Consider the following 18,355-nt stretch of genomic DNA (forward strand, 5'->3'; position numbering starts at 1 on the left):
CTCTGCGTTTTAAATTTCTATTTTCCCAGCTTGGCACGCATTCGCTCTTCGACAAGTTCCGGGATCAGTCCTTCAACACGACCGCCCAGTTCGAAGACCTGTTTCATCAGAGTTGAGGAAACATAAGAATATTCTTCGCCCGCCATGAGAAAGACCGTTTCGATCGTTGGTTCGAGGCGGCGGTTCATCAGTGCCATGCGGAGTTCGTATTCGTAATCGCTGACGGCACGGATGCCGCGAACGATGGCCGTGGCTCCCGAACGCTTGGCAAAATCTGCAGTCAGCCCGGAGAAGCTCTCAACCAGCATCCTGCAACCGTCGGTCTCGACCGTCGGCAATATCTCGCGGAGCATCTGGCAGCGTTCTTCGACAGAGAACATAGGATGCTTGTCGACATTATTGAGCACGGCGACGACGATCTCATCAAAAAGCGGCGACGAACGTTTGATGATGTCGAGATGTCCATTGGTCAGCGGGTCAAATGAACCCGGAAAGATCGCTCGTCTCATATTTTATGGAAATCTGTGCCTACAATGTAATTACATTTTGTAATTAATTCGTAACTTCCCTTGCGACGCCTATCGAAAACCGACAATAAATGTTAATATTTGCTTCAAATAAGAGCCCGATATTATCACAAAGCCGGAATGAATAAAAACGCTACGCCTGCAGCATTCTATGATCTCGAAGGGACATTGGTCAGCACCAACCTCGTCCATACCCTCGCATTTTACGCCAAACGCCAACAGGGCCTGTGGCAGACGGCGAAAAAGAGCGTCGGCACGCTCGCCAAGCTGCCGTTTTTCGGAATCACCGATCTGTATTCGCGAAATGTATTTAACGAGGTTTTCTTTAGAAGCTACGCAGGGCTTTCGCAGGATCGTTTGCGGTATTTCTCTGACGAACTATTCGAAGAGGTCTTGAAACCCGCAATATTCCCAGGCACGGCAAGCCTGATAGCCCAGGGCAAAAAGATCGGCCAGCGGCAGGTGTTGCTCACCGGAGCTCTTGATTTCACCATTGACCGCCTGATGGATCATCTCGGCATCGACGATTACGTCGCCAACCGCCTCGAATTCGTCAACGGCTACGCCACCGGCCGCGTCCTCCCGCCTGTCATGGCCTCGGCCACGAAAGCCAAATGGATCCGCGAATACGCCGAACGCGAAAACATCAATCTGTCCGATTCGTACGCGTATTCCGATTCGATATCTGATCTTCCAATGCTGTCGATCGTCGGCCATCCGGTTGCGGTTTGTCCGGACTTTCGTCTGAAACAGACGGCTCTGCAGCACGATTGGGCGATTCTGGATTTGAAGTAGAATTTTTTGCCACAGATTTACATAGATAGTCACGGATAAAAAGAGAATTTTATGGCTCTACAATTACGACGAAAAACACACGAATCTATCGTTTACATCGACAAAGATTCCGCGCCGCGGATCATGCCGTTTGGCGAGGATTTTATCTTGAACGACATTCCGGTCGGGACGCGGGTTATTTATCCGAATCCGCCGATCAAGGGGTTGCCTAACCGTGAGGCGGCTATTCGCTATGCGGTAAATCATCCGATCGAGATGGAGCCGCTTTATGCTTTGCTCGAGCCGGGGATGCGTGTGACGATCGCGATGGACGACATCTCGCTGCCGCTGCCGCCGATGCAGACGCCTGATCTGAGGCAGACAATGCTTGAGGTCGTGCTGGATATGTGCGGTGCGAACGGTGTTGATGATGTGCATCTGATCATCGCAAATTCGCTGCACCGCAAGATGACGGCTTGGGAAATGAAGCGGATGGTTGGCACCGATATCTACAACGAATATTACCCCGCCCGCTATTACAACCACGATGCCGAGGACGACGATAATCTCGTCACGCTTGGCGTCACGCGGCACAACGAGCCGCTGCGGGTCAATAAACGTGCGATCGAGAGCGACCTGCTCATTTATCTGAACATCAATCTCGTCCCGATGGACGGCGGCCACAAATCGGTCGCGGTAGGGCTGTGCGATTACGAATCCCTCCGTGCTCACCACGAACCGCAGACGATCCGCGACTCGCATTCGTATATGGACCCGCCGGCTTCGGAGCTGAATCACAAGGTCGTGCGGCTTGGGAAATTGGTCGACGAGCAATGCAAGGTCTTTCATATCGAGACCGCGATCAACAACAAGATGTTCCCCGAAGGCTACGACATTTTGACGCGGAACGAAGACGAATTCAGTTTCGCCGACCGCATGAAATGGGAGGTGATGGCCAACACTTTCTCAAAAATGCCGCGTGCCGCTCGTCGCAAAATGCTGCATGCGATTCCGGCTCAATATGAGCTGATAGCCTGTTACGCCGGAAAGACGGAGCCTGTACACGAGAAAATTCTGGGGAAGAATTATCAGCAATACGAGATCCCGGTCAAAGGCCAGTGCGACATTTTGATCTCGGGCATCCCGGATATTTCGCCGTACAACGTCTATTCGGCGCTCAACCCTTTGCTGGTGCAAGTGATGGCTCTCGGGTATCACTTCAACATGTATCGGAACAAGCCTTTGCTCAGGAAAGGCGGCGTGATGATCATTACGCATCCGTGTTTTGACGAGTTTGACCATAATTTCCATCCCGCGTATATCGAGTTTTTCCACCGTTTGCTGCCCGAATCGCGGGATGCGTTCTACCTGCGCGAAAAATACGAACGAGAATTCGCGACCAATCCGGCATACATCGAGATGTACCGCCGCGGCAACGCTTATCACGGGGCGCATCCGTTTTTCATGTGGTACTGGGGCGAAAATGGCCGCCAGCACATCGGCCACGTCATCGTCGCCGGAGCCGAAAACGCCCACGTCCCCGAAATGCTCGGCTGGGAACGCGCCGACAACCTAACCGAAGCCATCGCCATGGCCCGCAGCTACATGGGCCGCTCCGCCGAGATCACCATGCTGCATCAGCCGATCATTGGGTTGTGTAATGTTACGGATTAGTTAGCAATGAAACTATCACCAACAGAAATATTTAAGGGAAAGAAGATCTTCTTTATCGGCGGGACGGGCTTTGTGGGGAAGGTTACGTTGTCGATGCTGCTGCATAATTTTCCGGATATCGGGAAGGTCTATGCGACCGTGCGGGCTCGGGATGCGGCGGAGTCGAAGATACGGTTTTGGACGTCGATCGTGACTTCACCGACATTTGATCCGCTGCGTGAGAAGTATGGCGACGGGTTTGACGATTTTATTAAGTCCAAGGTCGTGCCGGTCAATGGCGATGTCGGGAATGAGTATCTCGGGCTCGATGAGAAGGACGCGAAGAAGATAATGCGTGATACCGACATCATTGTAAATGGTGCCGGAAATGTGACGTTCAACCCTCCGCTTGAATCGGCTTTGCGGACGAATATCAACGGTTCGAACAACATCATCAAGATGGCAAGGATGATGAAAAAGCCGCGGCTGGTGCATGTGTCGACGTGTTTTGTGGCCGGCAAGCGGTCGGGGCCGATCTGGGAGAATGAGCCGGTTGTCGGGTATTTTCCTCGAAAGAATGAGTTGGTCGGAACCGTGTTTGACGTAAATCGCGAGGTCGAGGACTGCGCCCGTTTGTCCGAACAAGCGAGGCAAGAGGCAGATGACGCTGTACAGCACGCTAAGTTTCGCGAGCAGGCTCGCAACCGGTTTATCGAGGAAGGCCGCGATCCGGATGACGAGGCCGATCTGAAATCTGCCATTTTCCGCGAACGCAAAATGTGGATCCGCGAGCGCACTACCGAGCTTGGTGCGGAGCGGGCCGAGTATTGGGGCTGGACGAATATTTATACATATTCGAAGTCGCTCGCCGAACAGATCATCGCGTCGCAGGACGATATTGTAAAGGTTCTGGTGCGGCCTTCGATCGTTGAGTCGTCGCAAGCGTATCCGTTCGCGGGCTGGAACGAAGGCTTTACGACCACCGCGCCGCTTATACTGATCGCGCTTCGCGGGCAGCCGATTATTCCGGTTAACGAAAAGCTTATCCTTGACGTTATTCCTGTCGATATGGTGTCGGGAGCGATACTTGCGGCGACGATGAACGCGCTGGTCGATCCGAAACCGCCGCTTGTTTTCCAGGCTTCGTCGGGCGACTCGAATCCGAACGATATGAAGCGTATCGTCGAGCTCGTCGGGTTGTACAAACGCAGACACTTTGAGGAAAAGGAGACCGGCAACAAGCTCACCAACAAGCTCGCAGGAATGGTTGAGACGCAGACGGTGACGAATCGTACATACCAACTCGCGTCCGCACCTATGCTCAATAAGCTGGCAAACGGTGCCGACAGACTGCTAGATAAGGCAAATCCGCGTTGGGGCGGCGGGCGTATTGGGAATATTGTTTCGGATCTCAAAAAATCAGTCGAATCGTTTGAACAGACGACAAAAGAGACGATGGATGCGTTTGCGATGTTCAAACCGTTCATGATCGACAACGAGTATTTGTACCGGTCGGATAATGTCCGGGCACTTCATTCGCTGATCCGCGAGAAGGAAAAGGCTCTATTGCCATGGTATCCGGAAAAACTCGACTGGTATGACTATTGGCTAAACGTCCATTTTCCCGGAATGCGAAAATGGGTGCTTCCGACACTTGAGGAAGAGCTGAAGGCGGTCGAAAAGCGTTCGTACACGTACAAAGATCTGCTCGATCTGTTCGACACGTCGGTCAAGCGATTCCCGACGCGAGTTGCGATGCGAATCGAACGCGATGGCCGCAAAGAGCAATACACGTACGAAGACGTCAACGAACTTACGCTTCGAGCCGCCGGTTATTTTGCGAAAAACGGCATTGCAAACGGCAGCCGCGTGATCTTATTTTCGAACAACATGCCCGAATGGGGAATGACGTATTTCGGCATCCTCAAAACCGGAGCGACCGCGATCCCGATCGATCCGGCCTCGACAGTGGACGAGATCGTGGCGTTTGCAAAGGCCGGCGAGGCTTCGGCTATTGTTATTTCGCCGAAATTAGCGGCGGAGAATCCGGATTTGCAAACGTCACTCGACCAGGCCTTTGCCGCGGGTGAGAACCACCCCGTCGGCGAAACGCCGCCACCCCTCCTTCGTAAGGAGGGGAGCCCTATCGTTTGGACGTTCGACGAGGTATTTGAGATCCAATCGGAGACTGAGGAAGCGAAACGAAATGCGTTGCTTCCGGCAAAGATACATTCGAACGCCATTGCTTCGCTGATCTTTACATCGGGGACGACCGGTACGCCAAAAGCGGTGATGCTGTCGCATAAGAATTTCGTCAATATGATCTCGATGCTGTCGTCGGTGCTCGATATGGACATTACCGACGGAGTTTTGTCGGTTCTGCCGATGCATCATACATTCGAGTTTTCGGCAGGATTCCTGACGCCGTTCTCAAATGGCACGCAGATCACTTATTTGAATGAGCTTACTGCCGAAGATCTTGCTCGAACGATCGAAAACAGTCACGTCACCGGCCTTGTCGGCGTTCCGGCATTATGGGAAATGCTGCATCGGCGGATCAAAACGCGATTGCGGGAACGCGGTGATTGGATCGCCGATCTCGCCGACAACGTGATCGAGTTCAACGCCTGGATCCGCGATAACACACCATTCAATTTGGGCCCGATCGTGTTTTTCCCGATACATCAGGGCATGGGCGGGAAAATGCGCTATCTTATCTCGGGCGGTTCGGCATTGAGCGAAAAAGTACAAAAGGACCTGCACGGGCTTGGGTTTACAGTGCTTGAGGGTTACGGTTTGACCGAGTCGTCGCCAGTTCTAACGGTCGCCAGACCGGGAAATAAGTTGCTTCGAGGCAGTGTTGGTAAGCCGTTGCCCGGCGTTGAGGTCAAGATCGAATCACCGGACGAGAATGGCGTGGGTGAGGTGATAGCTCGGGGCCAGAATGTGATGGTCGGTTATTACAACAACGAAAAGGCGACCGATGCCGTGATGACCGACCGATGGCTCAAGACCGGTGATCTTGGCCGGCTCGATGAGGACGGAAATCTCTTTATTGTCGGACGCTCAAAAGATGTCATTATCGATTCGAACGGCAAGAACATTTACCCCGACGAGATAGAGGACCACTACGGTAAGTCCGCTTATATCAAAGAAATGAGCGTTGTCGGGCTGCAGGATGAGGACGGCGGCGAAAAGATCGCAGCTCTCGTCGTGCCGGATTATGAACATGACATCGCCTTGTCGCGGAGCGACGTAAATAAGCAGATCGAGACGCATTTTCGCGAGGTGTCGGCAGGGCTGGCGTTTTTCAAACGCGTCAAGGTCTTACACATCACGCCGTTTGAATTGCCGCGGACCGCTACTCGAAAGGTTAAGCGTCCCGAGGTCGTCGAAATGCTGCAAACGCTGGAGGAACGATCCAGATCGAAGACGAAGACCGTCGTCGAAGCCAAGGGTGATGACAATATGGTTTGGATCCGCAAGGTCGTCGCGAGCGTTTCGAACAGACCGCTATCGGACATCGCGGTCGAGGATAAACTCGCCGATCTTGGCTTTGATTCGCTGATGTTCGTCGAACTGCAAGCTGCCGTCGAAGACGCCGGAGGACGTATCTTATCGCCTGATACATTAAATGAAGTGCAATCGGTCCGCGAATTGTTGACGGCCGTTCAACGCGTCGATAAGTCGAAAAAGCTTGCCGACGAACCAAAGGCTGAAGAGAAAAAGGAAGAGGAAGAAATATTCATTCCCTCGATCGTCCGACGCGTCGGCAATGCCGTTGTCGATCTTGCTCAGGAAACTCTTTATTCCAACGTACTCGACACATCGATCGAAGGTGAATCAAATGTGCCTCAGCACGCCAATTTCATCGTCGCTCCGAATCATACGTCGCATTTGGATACCGGGCTTGTCAAAAAGGCTCTTGGAAAGGACGTTGCCGAGCAGACGGTGGCGGTCGCGGCGGCGGATTATTGGTTTGATACTAAATACAAGCGGGCGTATATGAACAACTTCACGACGCTTGTCCCCATCGAAAGAACGGGAAGCTTGCGTCAATCCCTGCGTCACGTCACACAGATCCTAAACGAAGGCTACAACGCACTTATCTTCCCCGAGGGCGGCCGGCAGGAGTCGGGGCAGATCGCTGAATTCAAGCCGATCATCGGCTATCTCGCTCTTAATCAGAAGATCGGGATACTGCCGATATATATCTGGGGCACTTACGAGGCGTTCCCGAAGGGAATGGTCATCCCGAAGAGCCGAAGTATCGGTGCAAAGATCGGAGCCAAGGTCGGCCGGTTCCTCGAGTATGATGAACTCGCAAAAATGGTCGAGGGCGTGCCGAATACGGAGGCGTATCGCCTGATTGCCGCCCGCGTTCAGCACGACATCGAAAATTTGCGAGACGGCACGCGGACAAAATTTGACGTCGAAACACTGCGAAAACAATGGAAGGCCGAACGCCGCCGTACGCGTAAACTGGAGCCTGTGATAGATAACTAGATCGATCTGTGGCTGCCGACAACTCCAAGCGTGTCTTCGCTGCAGATTTAAGAAACCAAACAGCCCAAATTGGTGTATAAATAGCCAAACCAGGAGTTGTTTTTATTACTTATGAAATACGTAAAGGCTTTGCTGCCATTAACTTATCTTCTGTTCGTCGTGTGTTTGGTCCAGGGACAGACACTAAAAGTCGATTACGAGAAATTCACCTTGCCGAATGGCCTTGATGTGATCTTTCATGTTGACCGCAGCGATCCTGTCGTCGCAGTTTCGATCACGGCTCATGTCGGATCTGCCCGTGAAAAGGCGGGACGCACGGGATTTGCGCATTTATTTGAACACCTTTTGTTCCTTGAGTCGGAGAATTTGGGCAAAGGCGGACTCGACAAAATGTCAGCGAGGATCGGCGGTTCCGGAGCGAACGGTTCGACAAGCCGCGACAAGACGAACTATCTTCAGACAGTTCCGAAAGACGCACTTGAGAAAATGCTCTGGGCCGAAGCCGACAAGCTTGGTTGGTTCATCAATACGGTGACAGACGACGTCCTTGCCAAAGAAAAGCAGGTCGTAAAAAACGAAAAGCGCCAGAGCGTTGATAATAATCCATACGGGCACACGTCGTATGTCGTTGACAAGGCAATGTTTCCAGCGGACCATCCGTACAATTGGCAGATCATCGGTTCGCTCGAAGACCTCGATAACGCCAAGCTGGAAGACGTAAAGGAATTCTTCCGCCGATGGTACGTGCCCAATAACGTGACGCTTGTGATTGCCGGCGATTTTGATACCGTGCAGGCGAAAAAATGGGTCGAAAAGTATTTCAGCGAGATCAAACGCGGCAGTGAAGACATCAAGCCACAACCGAAACGGCCGGGCGTCGTTGCCGAAACGGTCAAGTTTTATCACGAGGACAACTTCGCAAATGTGCCTGAGCTTACAATGGCATGGCCCACTGTCGAGGAATACAATCCTGACTCATACGCATTGGACGTACTGGCAAACTACCTTTCACGCGGGAAAAAGGCGCCGTTCTACAAGGTCTTGGTCGAAGAAAATAAGCTTGCTCCAAATGTGAATACCGGCAACTATACGTCTGAACTCGCTGGTAATTTCGAGTTGTCCGTCAGGGCGTTTTCAGACAAAGACCTCGACGAAGTTGCTGCCGCGGCGGCCGAAGCATTTGTTCGATTTGAGAAAGAAGGTATCGCCGAAAAGGACCTTAATCGGATCAAGGCAGGCCAGGAGACACAGTTTTATGCATCGCTTTCAAATGTTTTGGGCAAAGGAGCGCAGCTTGCCCAGTGCAATATCTTCGCTGGCGATCCGGGCTGTATCGAGAAGGACATCAAAAATATCCTTGCCGTCACGCCTGCCGACGTGATGCGGGTTTATGAAAAGTACATAAAGGGTAAGAATTACGTTGCAACAAGCTTTGTTCCCAAAGGAAAAGCCGCTTTAGCTCTCGACGGCTCCAAAAAGGCAGAAGTTGTAGAGGAAAAGATCGTTGCCGGGGCCGAACAAGAAGTCGATCCGACAGCAGCCGCCAAGTATGAACGGACGCCTTCGTCATTCGACCGCAGTATCGAGCCGCCGTACGGACCGAGTCCGGAGGTCAAAATTCCGACAATTTGGGAGGACAAACTCTCGAACGGAATACGAGTCTATGGGATCGAAAATCAAGAGGTTCCGCTCGTACAGTTTGAGATCGTGGTTGACGGCGGCCAACTCCTTGACGACATTAACAAGGTTGGAGCAGCCAATTTGATGGCACGACTGATGACGCAGGGAACCGCGAAAAGGACACCTCAGGAACTTGAAGAGGCAATACAACAACTTGGAGCCGCTATCAACGTGAACGCGGGAACCGAGGATGTTCGGATCGGCGTAACTACGCTTGCTAAGAATTACGACGCAACGCTCACTCTGGTAGAGGAAATACTGCTCGAACCGCGTTGGGACGTAAAAGAATTCGATCTGCTTAAACAAAGCACGCTGAGTGCGATCCGTCAGCAGCAGGCCAATCCGAATGCTATCGCAGGGCAGAAATTTAATGAAATTGTCTATGGAAAGGACAATATTCGCAGCCGCAATATTTTGGGAACGGTCGAATCGGTAAATGCGATCACGGTCGATGACCTAAAAGCATTCTACGCCAAGGCGATGTCGCCAAAGATGGCACGAGTCCACGTCGTCGGATCTCTCGGTAGTGCAAAGATCGTCGGCTCGCTCAATTCGTTGAATAAACGTTGGAAAGGCGGAGCAGTCAAGATCCCTGTTTACCGGACGCCCGCTGCACCGTCGAGATCGCAGTTATATTTTTATGACATTCCGGATGCCAAGCAGTCGGTATTGCGGATCGGTTATCCGGCCCTGGCGGCGACGGATGCCGATTACTATCCCGCAGTCGTGACGAACTATATTCTTGGAGGCGGCGGTTTTGCGTCGCAATTGACGCAGGAACTCCGCGAAACAAAGGGCTACACCTACGGAATTACCTCGCAATTCACCGGCAGTACGAGTCCGGGGCCATTTGTGATCGGCAGCGGCGTGCGGAGCAATGTGACGTTCGAATCGCTTGCGTTGATCAAGAAGATCGTGGAGGAGTTTGGTAAGAATTACTCAGATAAGGATCTCGAAACGACTCAGAGCTTCCTGATAAAGAGCAACGCCCGAGCATTTGAGACGGCAGGTGCAAAGCTCAATATGCTCGAGAATATCAGCAAATACGGCTGGAAATACGACTACGTCAAAGGCCGTGAACAGATAGTCAAAGGCATGACGGTCAACAAGATAAAGGAGCTTTCGGCGAAATATCTAAACGCTGAAAGAATGTTCTGGTTCGTCGCCGGCGACGCGAAGACACAGCTTCCGCGACTCAAAGAATTGGGTTTTGGCGAGCCGACCATAATTCAAAAATAGAATGTTTAGAAAACTGCTCATCACTCTTTCAATAATCTGTGGGTTGGCTTTCTCGGGCCTTTGCCAGCAAACCGACAAAAAACAGATGGCCGACAAGGTCAAAGCGGAGTTTCTCCATGCGTGGAATGGCTATAAGAAGCATTGCTGGGGTCATGATGATCTGAAACCGATATCGAAAACTTGCCGTGATTGGTATGGCCAGTCGATATTGATGACGCCGGTCGATTCGTTGGACTCATTGTATTTGCTAGGTTTCAAGAAGGAAGCCGACGAAACACGCGAATACATCGTCAAAAATCTTTCCTTTGATCAGGATATCTCTGTTCAGAATTTTGAGATCACGATACGGATCTTGGGCGGGCTGCTTTCGAGCTATCAGATGACGGGCGACAAACGTTTGCTTGCTCTCGCGGACGACCTGGGCACGCGTCTGCTGCCTGTTTTCAATTCGCCGACCAGATTGCCGTACAAGAACGTAAACCTGAAAACAGGCAAGACGAGCGGCGAGGTTTCGAATCCTGCGGAAACCGGCACGCTGCTGATCGAATTTGGCACATTGAGCAAACTAACGAACAAGCCGATCTATTACGAGAAGGCGAAGCGGGCACTTATTGAAACTTACAAGCGACGCTCACCCATCGGTTTGGTCGGCACCAATATCAATGTCGAAACAGGCAAATGGACAAATACGGACAGCCACGTTTCCGCAGAGATCGATTCGTATTACGAGTATCTGCTCAAGGCGGCGGTCCTTTTCAACGATCAGGATTGCCGCAACATGTGGGAGGACGCGATTTCCAAGGTCCATTCTTATTTGGCTGATGAAAGTGATGACCTGAGCAAGATAAATCGCACTGGTGCTACAAAAACGGGCGATCTATGGTACGGCCACGCAGATATGAACACCGGCAAGCGGACCGCAACAACGACCGGTGCCCTCGATGCATTTTTCCCGGGACTGCTCGCAATGGATGGCGACTTGAATCGGGCAAAAATGCTGCAGGATTCTATGTTCAAAATGTGGAATGTTCACGGTGTCGAACCTGAGGTATATAATTACAAGACCGGCAAGGTCGAGCACGGCGGCTATCCTCTGCGGCCCGAGATCGTTGAATCGACGTACATTCTTTATCAGTACACGCGAGATTCGAAATACCTCGCGATGGGCAAACAGATGTTTGAGGATTTTGTAAAACACTGCCGCACTGACGTTGCCTATGCTGGGCTTAAGAACGTCGAAACAAAAGAAAAGACCGATTACATGCACAGCTTTGTGCTGGCAGAGACGTTCAAGTACTTCTATCTGTTGTTTGCACCCGAAAAGACGCTGGATTTTACGGGTATCGTGTTCAATACCGAGGCACATCCGATCCGGAAGACTTGGAAATAGAACTTATGGCGAAGACAAAAGCACCAGCAAAATCCGAAAGGTCAGAGAAGCGGATACTCATCACCGGCGGGACCGGATTTTTAGGCACGCACATCGTTCGAAATTTTCTCGCATATGGCGAGACGAATCTGAAAGTGATGGCGTCCCGAGTACCGGAGTGGATGAAAGACGCGGGCGTTAAGGCCGTCGAAGGCTCGGTGACCGATCGCGACGATGTTGCAAAGGCCTGTAAGAATGTGTCAGCGATCTTTCACCTGGCGGGAAAAGTGTCTCGTGACAACGACGATGCTGCGTCGATGAACAAGATACATCTCGAAGGCACGCGATTGCTGTGCGAAGCTGCAACCGAAGCCGGCGTCCAGACAATGGTGCTGGCGTCGTCGAGCGGTACTATCGCCGTCAACGAAGATGAACAGCCAGTAGATGAGACCTACCCGCAGCCGATCGAAAGTTTGACGAGCTGGGCATATTACGCATCGAAATATTACCAAGAACGTGCAGCGTTAGAAAATTTCAATTCCCCGGGGCAGAAGTTGGTGATAATGAATCCGTCATTATTGCTCGGACCGGATGACGAGCGATTGAGTTCGACCAAACCGGTGCTTGATTTTCTCGGTCGAAAGATACCATATTGTCCGAGCGGCGGTTTAAATTTCGTTGACGCTCGCGATGCGGCCGCGGCTTTCATTTCGGCCGTCGAAAAAGGCCGACATCAGGAAAAATACCTTCTTGGTGCAGCCAATATGACCTTTGAGCAGTTTTTCGGACGTCTCGAGCGATTGTCCGGCGTATCATCTCCGATGTTGAAGGTGCCGAAAAAGCTGGCGATGGCCGGCTCTAGCTTTATCAGCTCAATTTATAAAAATTGGGGCAAAGCGTCACCCGTGATGCCGAATGAGGTCGAGCAGGCAGAGTATTTTTGGTATTTTGATTCGACCAAGGCCGAAGAAGAATTAGGTTTCGCACCACGCGATCCGCAGGAAACGCTGCAGGATACGATAAATTATTTGCGCGAGAACGTTCTCGGCGGCGGCGTATTCAAGTAATTGCTATTTCTTTGGCATAAAGAAAAAGAAGAAAAACAACGCCGCGTGACGCTGATCAACTCCCTCTGCATAGCCGATCGTGCTCCGCGAGCTATTTTCAACACGGCCGCTAGATGTGACATAGCCGATCGTCGAACGGCTGCCGTTCTCGACCGTGCCGCTGTCGCTGATGTAGCCGATTGTGCTGCGGCTGGCATTCTCAACTCGGCCCTCTTTTGTAATATAGCCGATCGTCGAACGGCTGCCGTTTTCTATGCGGCCGCTGTCCAGGATGTAGCCGATCGTAGATCTGCTGCCATTCTCGACGGTGCCGCTTGCCGAAATATAGCCGATAGTGCTTCGGCTGCCGTCTTCGATCCGTTGAGCAGCAGCAGCGGTTGAAAATAGGAGTGTAAAAGCCAGCAGTATCAGAGTTCTTTTCATTTCAAATTCCTCGATCTGTCAATTTCCACCGTTGATCCTTTTGAAATTTGCGGCGGCGTCCGCAAACTCAGGGTCGAGTTGTGTTGCCTGATAGTAAAAGTCCTTCGCTTTGTCGATCTGGCCTCTTTTCTCGGCCAACGCCGCAAAATCATTGCAGGCCCGTGCGGCTGACTGACGGCTTATGCTGCCATCGTTCATCGACTTTGCTTTTAATAGTGCCTTTTCGGCCTCCTCGATCTTGCCTTGTTTTGAAAGTGCGACCGAATAATTCAAATATAGGATCGCCCAATTCGGGTTCATTTGTAACCCGCGCTCTAAAAGCGATGCAGCTTCGTCAAACTTGCCAATGTTCGTACGAAGCATCCCCAAAATATTATATGTCTCGGCCGATGGCGGCGTTGCTTCCAGAAGTTCAGTACAGCGCCGTTCAGCGGTCGGTTTGTCAGTGTTGTTGATGTAATACAGGCACAGATTACTCATCAGGAAGTAATTCTTGCTCGTGAATGACAGCGTGTGCGTGTAGAGCGTTTCGCTATTCTTCCATCTTGAGACCTGTACGAAGGTCAAAATCCCGAGTGTGATCATAACCGTTATAGCTACAAAAGCTGTTATTTTTTCGTTCACTTTGAAGTGCCTTACCAGGTCACCAATGCCCCATGCGAGCATCACGAACAGGCCGAAATACGGCACATACGTGTATCGGTCGGCCAGACTCTGCATACCGATCTGGACCAGGCCGATGACTGGAACCAGTGTTCCAAGGAACCACAGCCAGCCCATCATCAGGTAGCGGCGTTCTTTCCGTTGATGCCAGCAAAACGTAGTTATCACGACCAAAAGAGCGAGTGCCCCGATCACCTTAAGCAGATCGATTTTTTCGTCAAATGGGTACCAGAGGCCGAGATTCACGGGGTAGAACATCATTATAATGTACTTGGCGTATGATAGAACAACATTCGTCAGACGGTCGCCGAACGACATCACATTGAGCGAAACTGTAGCACCGGCCGTCGATTGCGTGTAAAAGGTAACGACACAAGACGCAACAGTCAACGCAAAGTACGGGAGCTTTTCCCTGACGAGCGGCCATAGATCGCGCACTCTGTTCAGACGCTCTAATGCCCAATAATCACAGAGTAGAAGCACGAACGGCAGCGTAACCGGCATCGCTTTCGACATTAGGGCACACGCGAACAGGATCAACCCCAAGGCATTCCAAAACACGGGCATTTTGAAAATCCCGCCGTCTTCATCGGGCAGTCTTTTCATCTCGACATACTTAAAGTAGGCCAACATCGTCAGCAGCCAGAAAAATGTGCTCAATACATCGCGGCGTTCAGCGATCCAGGCCACTGATTCGACATGGGCGGGATGCAGTGCGAAAAGGAACGCAACGATCGAACTTTCCCAAATCCTTCCCGTCATCTTTTTGAAGACTAAGAAGGCGAGAATTGCGTCAATTGTGTGAAAGACCACGTTCGTGACGTGCATTGGCCCGGCATTGGGGCCAAAGAGCGAAACGTCGAGCATATGCGTCAGCCAAGTGACCGGATGCCAGTTCCCTGAATAGAAGGCCGTGATCGCCCACCAGATGGAACGCGAATTGAGACCGCTGAGAACAGCCTTATTCTCATAGATATATGCGCGATCGTCGATATTGATGAAGTCAAAACCGATGACCTGGCCATAGACCGCGAAACAAGAGATCGTCAGAGCGAGAACTATGAGAAGACGCGATCTGTTTTCAGTAAAGAATCCGGAACTTTCTGACATACGGCTATTTTGCTCAAATCTGTGTGCTGTTGTCGACCTTGACGGCTTTGACGACCAAAGTGCCGCCTTTTCGGGCAAGTGAACCGAAAAGAACAAACGGCAGCGAAACTGCCGAAAACAAACTGCCGAGTGCGAAATTGACGATCTTAGAAAATGAACCGATCTTTGTCGGTTTTCCTGACAACAGATGGAAAAACGCATTCGGCGTCGGAAAGATCGCATTCAAACCGCTCTGCGACCAGCCAAGAACGTCGTATTCGAATTCGCTGTGCCAAGACCGTTCCACCTTGAATCCATGTTTCGAAAAAAGCTGATCCAACGAATCCGAAGTGAAGTGCGACAGGTGCCGAGGCACGTCGAGATGCAGCCAATGCCTGCCAAAAAACCGCGATTGCCAGCCGCCAAAATTGGGAACCGCGATGAGCAGAACGCCGTCAGTCTTTATCAATTTACCTATTTCGTCGAGCGTCGCCGCCGGATCGTCGAAGTGTTCAAGCGTGTGCCAACATGTTATTGCGTCGAACGATGCATCGCCAAAGACCTTCTGAACGGCGATGAGATCGGGCAGAACATCCAATCCCGTTATTTCACCGATCTGTTCGCTTCGCTCAGTGCCGACGACCACCCATCCCGATCCACGAGCCGCGAGCATAAAATCGCCGTCACCGCAGCCAACATCCAAAACAGACCTACCCGCGATCCGATTAAAACAGTGATTCAAGATCCTCGCCCTACTCATGGCGCGAAATCGTGCCGTGAATCCGTGCCGCCCTCCGTAATAGCCGGAGTAGTATTTATCTAGATCCGTGGGCTGCGGAGAGGTCCGGCCGTGGCCGCAAGCTGAGCAGATGAGGATCTCGAACGATTCGCCGGTCCCGGCCGAAACGCGATCAAGCTTCGGCGAGACCTCTTCGCCGCAAACTCGACATTTATTGTCCGCCGCCTCGTTCATTACGGCTAATTATACGTTCTCTGTTCGCGAACCGAAGTACTTGTTGGCAAGAAATATGACGATGCCGACTGCGCCGGCGACGAGTATGGCTAAGCCTTCTTTTGCAAAATCAACATTCGTGAGCAGCCAGATGATCAGCGCGATCGACAGAAGCGAAGCGACAACCCCAAACGGCACGGCGAACGGAGCCGCAGGCATATCGGCCCGCCGACGAAATATCGGCAACGCGACGCAAGTCGTCGCGTATACCAACAGCCTCGTGATCGTGGCCATCGCGACTGCGGTGAGGAATGACGACTGAATTGTGAGCACGAGTATGACGACCGAGGTCAGGATTATCGAAACGTATGGCGTCTTGAAGCGAGAATGGGTCTTGTCCAGTGCAGAGGGCAGGTCGCGTTGCTCGGCCATAGCAAATAAAAGCCTCGTCGAACTCAGCACGCCGACATTCAGATTGCCGAATATCGATAACAGAACGCCTACTGTAATAAATGCTGCGCCGAACGGCCCGAGAAAGCTCGCCGCAGCGTCAGCGATCGGCCGTTCCGATGCCGCGAGGCCCGGCAGCGTGCCGATAGCGACGATCTGAATGGCGATATAGAGCACCGTTACGATGCCGATGCCGGCGATGAGGCCGAAGGGAACCGAGCGTCCGGGATCCTTAGTCTCGCCGGCGATGACGACGCTTGCCTCAAAGCCAACGAACGCGTAGATCAACAGCAAAACTGCACTTGAGAAGGCAGAATACTCGGGTACAATGTCGAAAGTGAAGTTCGCCGGAGAGACAAAAAACGCACCTATGGCGACAAAGATGACCAGCGGCAAAAGCTTGCCGAAGGTGAAGATATTCGTCACCGTCGCGGATTCGCGAATACCTATCAGGTTGACAACAGCAATTATCGCAACGATGAGTGTGACAAAAAGGACGCGCAAATAGCCTTCGTTCGCCCCCGGCACAAAGACGCCGAGGTAAGTGACGAGCAGGTTACAATTGGCAGCAAATGTCGCTACGCGCACGACCCAATAGAGCCATCCGACCTCAAACCCGACCGCGCTGCCGAACGCCTCTTTCGCGTAAAGATAAGGCCCGCCGGTCGCACTAAAGCGGCTTGCGACCTCAGCGTAGCAAAACACCACGAGCCCGACGATCACCGCACACAGAATAAAGGCCAGCAGCGAGTATGAACCGATCTGAGCAAAGACCTTCGCGGGCAGCCCAAAGATGCCGGCGCCTATGATCGTGTTGATGACGATGGCCGTCATATCGTAGCGGCCCAGGCTGCGTTCTAGTTTCTCTTCGCTCATTTATGTAAAGATTTGTATAACTGCCGGAAAAATGGAATTTTCCGCTGCCCTTCGTTTATACTCTGAAATATCATCGACGTAAAGGTTCACGAGGTTTATACAATGAAACGACCAATTGCTGCGTTCTTTTTTGTTGCCGCTGTATGTTTATCGACGTTCTCGGCCAAGGCGCAGATGAGCGGCGAGATCTTAAAACCGAAGTCATACAAGCCGCCGCGGATTGTTGCCGATTCGGGAATGAGTGATGTCCTCAATTTAACGATCGAATCCACGATAAATATCTTCGCGGCCAAGGGGCTTAAGAGGGAAGATATCTCGGCAACGGTCATCGACATGTCGGATCCGCTGCAGTACAGGTCGGCGAGCTTTCGCGGTAACGATCAGATGTACACGGCGAGCGTGGTCAAGATGTTCTACATGGCGGCGCTTGAGCGGCAATTGGAAGACGGCAAGATCAAAATGTCGCCCGAGCTTGAGCGCGGCTTAAAAGACATGATCGTTGACTCGTCGAATGACGCGACGGGCTATATTCTCGACGTGCTCAGCTCAACGTCGAGCGGTGCCGAACTGCCGCAGAAGCAATTCGAGGCGTGGCAGACGAAACGCAACCGTGTCAACCGCTGGTTTGCCTCGATGGGCTACACGAATATCAATGTGAACCAAAAGACATTCTGTGAGGACGCCTACGGCATCGAGCAGCAGTCGCGTAAATACAAGGGCGAGAACCGCAACATGCTGACCACGGATGCGACCGCGCGACTGATGGCCGAGATCGTCTCGGGCAATATCGTTCCGAAGGCACGGACCGACGCGATGATGTCGCTGCTGAGACGCGATCCTTTTGCCAAGCCCGGCAACAGCCAGGCCGTGAACTTCGTAGGCAAAGCGCTTATCGACGAAAAGCTGACGGACGCCAAGCTCTGGTCAAAAGCGGGCTGGACCAGCAAAATGCGGCACGACGCAGCCTATATCGAGCTTGCTGACGGCTCAAAATTCGTCCTCGTCGTCTTCACCGAGAACCACGCCAACGAATTCGACATCATCCCCAACATCGCCAAGGTCATCATCACGGCGATGAAAAAATAGA

The 18,355-nt window shown here is 52.0% G+C and carries 12 protein-coding genes; 7 read left to right on the forward strand and 5 right to left on the reverse strand.

Translation table 11 applies throughout. From position 1 onward, the window contains the following. Positions 1–17 precede the first annotated feature (17 nt). Positions 18–509: a pantetheine-phosphate adenylyltransferase gene (gene coaD / locus IPK01_10010; protein MBK7933816.1), complete on the reverse strand. Its 492-nt coding sequence runs from the start codon at positions 507–509 to the stop codon at positions 18–20. A 138-nt stretch (positions 510–647) separates the two neighbouring features. Here coaD and IPK01_10015 point away from each other — a divergent pair, with 138 nt between their 5' ends. The 6 genes from IPK01_10015 (at position 648) to IPK01_10040 (ending at position 12,815) form a co-directional block, all read left to right on the forward strand. After that, positions 648–1,322: an HAD-IB family hydrolase gene (locus tag IPK01_10015; protein MBK7933817.1), complete on the forward strand. Its 675-nt coding sequence runs from the start codon at positions 648–650 to the stop codon at positions 1,320–1,322. Between the two features lie 51 nt (positions 1,323–1,373). Next, on the forward strand, positions 1,374–2,975 hold the full coding sequence (locus IPK01_10020) for a DUF2088 domain-containing protein (GenBank protein ID MBK7933818.1): 1,602 nt from the start codon (positions 1,374–1,376) through the stop codon (positions 2,973–2,975). Positions 2,976–2,981: 6 nt separating this feature from the next. Next, entirely contained in the window at positions 2,982–7,460 is a 4,479-nt protein-coding gene (locus IPK01_10025; GenBank protein MBK7933819.1) for an AMP-binding protein, read from the forward strand. A 111-nt stretch (positions 7,461–7,571) separates the two neighbouring features. Continuing rightward, positions 7,572–10,379 (forward strand): insulinase family protein, encoded by a 2,808-nt coding sequence (locus IPK01_10030; protein ID MBK7933820.1) that lies wholly within the window; start codon positions 7,572–7,574, stop codon positions 10,377–10,379. A gap of 1 nt (position 10,380) precedes the next feature. Continuing rightward, entirely contained in the window at positions 10,381–11,769 is a 1,389-nt protein-coding gene (locus IPK01_10035; GenBank protein ID MBK7933821.1) for a glycoside hydrolase family 47 protein, read from the forward strand. 5 nt (positions 11,770–11,774) lie between these two features. Then, positions 11,775–12,815, forward strand: coding sequence for an NAD-dependent epimerase/dehydratase family protein (locus IPK01_10040; protein ID MBK7933822.1), 1,041 nt, complete (start codon positions 11,775–11,777; stop codon positions 12,813–12,815). A 3-nt stretch (positions 12,816–12,818) separates the two neighbouring features. On the opposite strand, the gene IPK01_10045 is transcribed toward IPK01_10040, so the two are convergent. Genes IPK01_10045 through IPK01_10060 form a run of 4 tightly spaced genes read right to left on the reverse strand, consistent with a single transcriptional unit; the run spans position 12,819 to position 17,268 of the window. Then, positions 12,819–13,238, reverse strand: coding sequence for a hypothetical protein (locus IPK01_10045; protein ID MBK7933823.1), 420 nt, complete (start codon positions 13,236–13,238; stop codon positions 12,819–12,821). Between the two features lie 18 nt (positions 13,239–13,256). Next, positions 13,257–15,011 carry a tetratricopeptide repeat protein gene (locus tag IPK01_10050; protein MBK7933824.1) on the reverse strand — a complete coding sequence of 585 codons (1,755 nt, stop codon included), beginning with the start codon at positions 15,009–15,011 and terminating at the stop codon, positions 13,257–13,259. Positions 15,012–15,024: 13 nt separating this feature from the next. After that, positions 15,025–15,963, reverse strand: coding sequence for a class I SAM-dependent methyltransferase (locus tag IPK01_10055; GenBank protein MBK7933825.1), 939 nt, complete (start codon positions 15,961–15,963; stop codon positions 15,025–15,027). Positions 15,964–15,972: 9 nt separating this feature from the next. After that, positions 15,973–17,268 (reverse strand): amino acid permease, encoded by a 1,296-nt coding sequence (locus tag IPK01_10060; GenBank protein MBK7933826.1) that lies wholly within the window; start codon positions 17,266–17,268, stop codon positions 15,973–15,975. 102 nt (positions 17,269–17,370) lie between these two features. Between IPK01_10060 and IPK01_10065 the strand changes: the two genes are divergently transcribed. Further along, positions 17,371–18,354, forward strand: a complete 984-nt coding sequence (locus tag IPK01_10065) for a serine hydrolase (protein MBK7933827.1) — start codon at positions 17,371–17,373, stop codon at positions 18,352–18,354. The last annotated feature ends 1 nt before the right edge of the window (position 18,355 follow it).

The organism is Acidobacteriota bacterium (genome assembly GCA_016713675.1).
Classification (GTDB): Bacteria; Acidobacteriota; Blastocatellia; order Pyrinomonadales; family Pyrinomonadaceae; genus OLB17.

Excerpts from the sequence above, each read along its gene's own strand:
- coaD (MBK7933816.1), bottom strand. The coding sequence starts at position 509 with ATGAGACGAGCGATCTTTCCGGGTTCATTTGACCCGCTGACCAATGGA.
- IPK01_10015 (MBK7933817.1), top strand. The coding sequence starts at position 648 with ATGAATAAAAACGCTACGCCTGCAGCATTCTATGATCTCGAAGGGACA.
- IPK01_10020 (MBK7933818.1), top strand. The coding sequence starts at position 1,374 with ATGGCTCTACAATTACGACGAAAAACACACGAATCTATCGTTTACATC.
- IPK01_10025 (MBK7933819.1), top strand. The coding sequence starts at position 2,982 with ATGAAACTATCACCAACAGAAATATTTAAGGGAAAGAAGATCTTCTTT.
- IPK01_10030 (MBK7933820.1), top strand. The coding sequence starts at position 7,572 with ATGAAATACGTAAAGGCTTTGCTGCCATTAACTTATCTTCTGTTCGTC.
- IPK01_10035 (MBK7933821.1), top strand. The coding sequence starts at position 10,381 with ATGTTTAGAAAACTGCTCATCACTCTTTCAATAATCTGTGGGTTGGCT.
- IPK01_10040 (MBK7933822.1), top strand. The coding sequence starts at position 11,775 with ATGGCGAAGACAAAAGCACCAGCAAAATCCGAAAGGTCAGAGAAGCGG.
- IPK01_10045 (MBK7933823.1), bottom strand. The coding sequence starts at position 13,238 with ATGAAAAGAACTCTGATACTGCTGGCTTTTACACTCCTATTTTCAACC.
- IPK01_10050 (MBK7933824.1), bottom strand. The coding sequence starts at position 15,011 with ATGTCAGAAAGTTCCGGATTCTTTACTGAAAACAGATCGCGTCTTCTC.
- IPK01_10055 (MBK7933825.1), bottom strand. The coding sequence starts at position 15,963 with ATGAACGAGGCGGCGGACAATAAATGTCGAGTTTGCGGCGAAGAGGTC.
- IPK01_10060 (MBK7933826.1), bottom strand. The coding sequence starts at position 17,268 with ATGAGCGAAGAGAAACTAGAACGCAGCCTGGGCCGCTACGATATGACG.
- IPK01_10065 (MBK7933827.1), top strand. The coding sequence starts at position 17,371 with ATGAAACGACCAATTGCTGCGTTCTTTTTTGTTGCCGCTGTATGTTTA.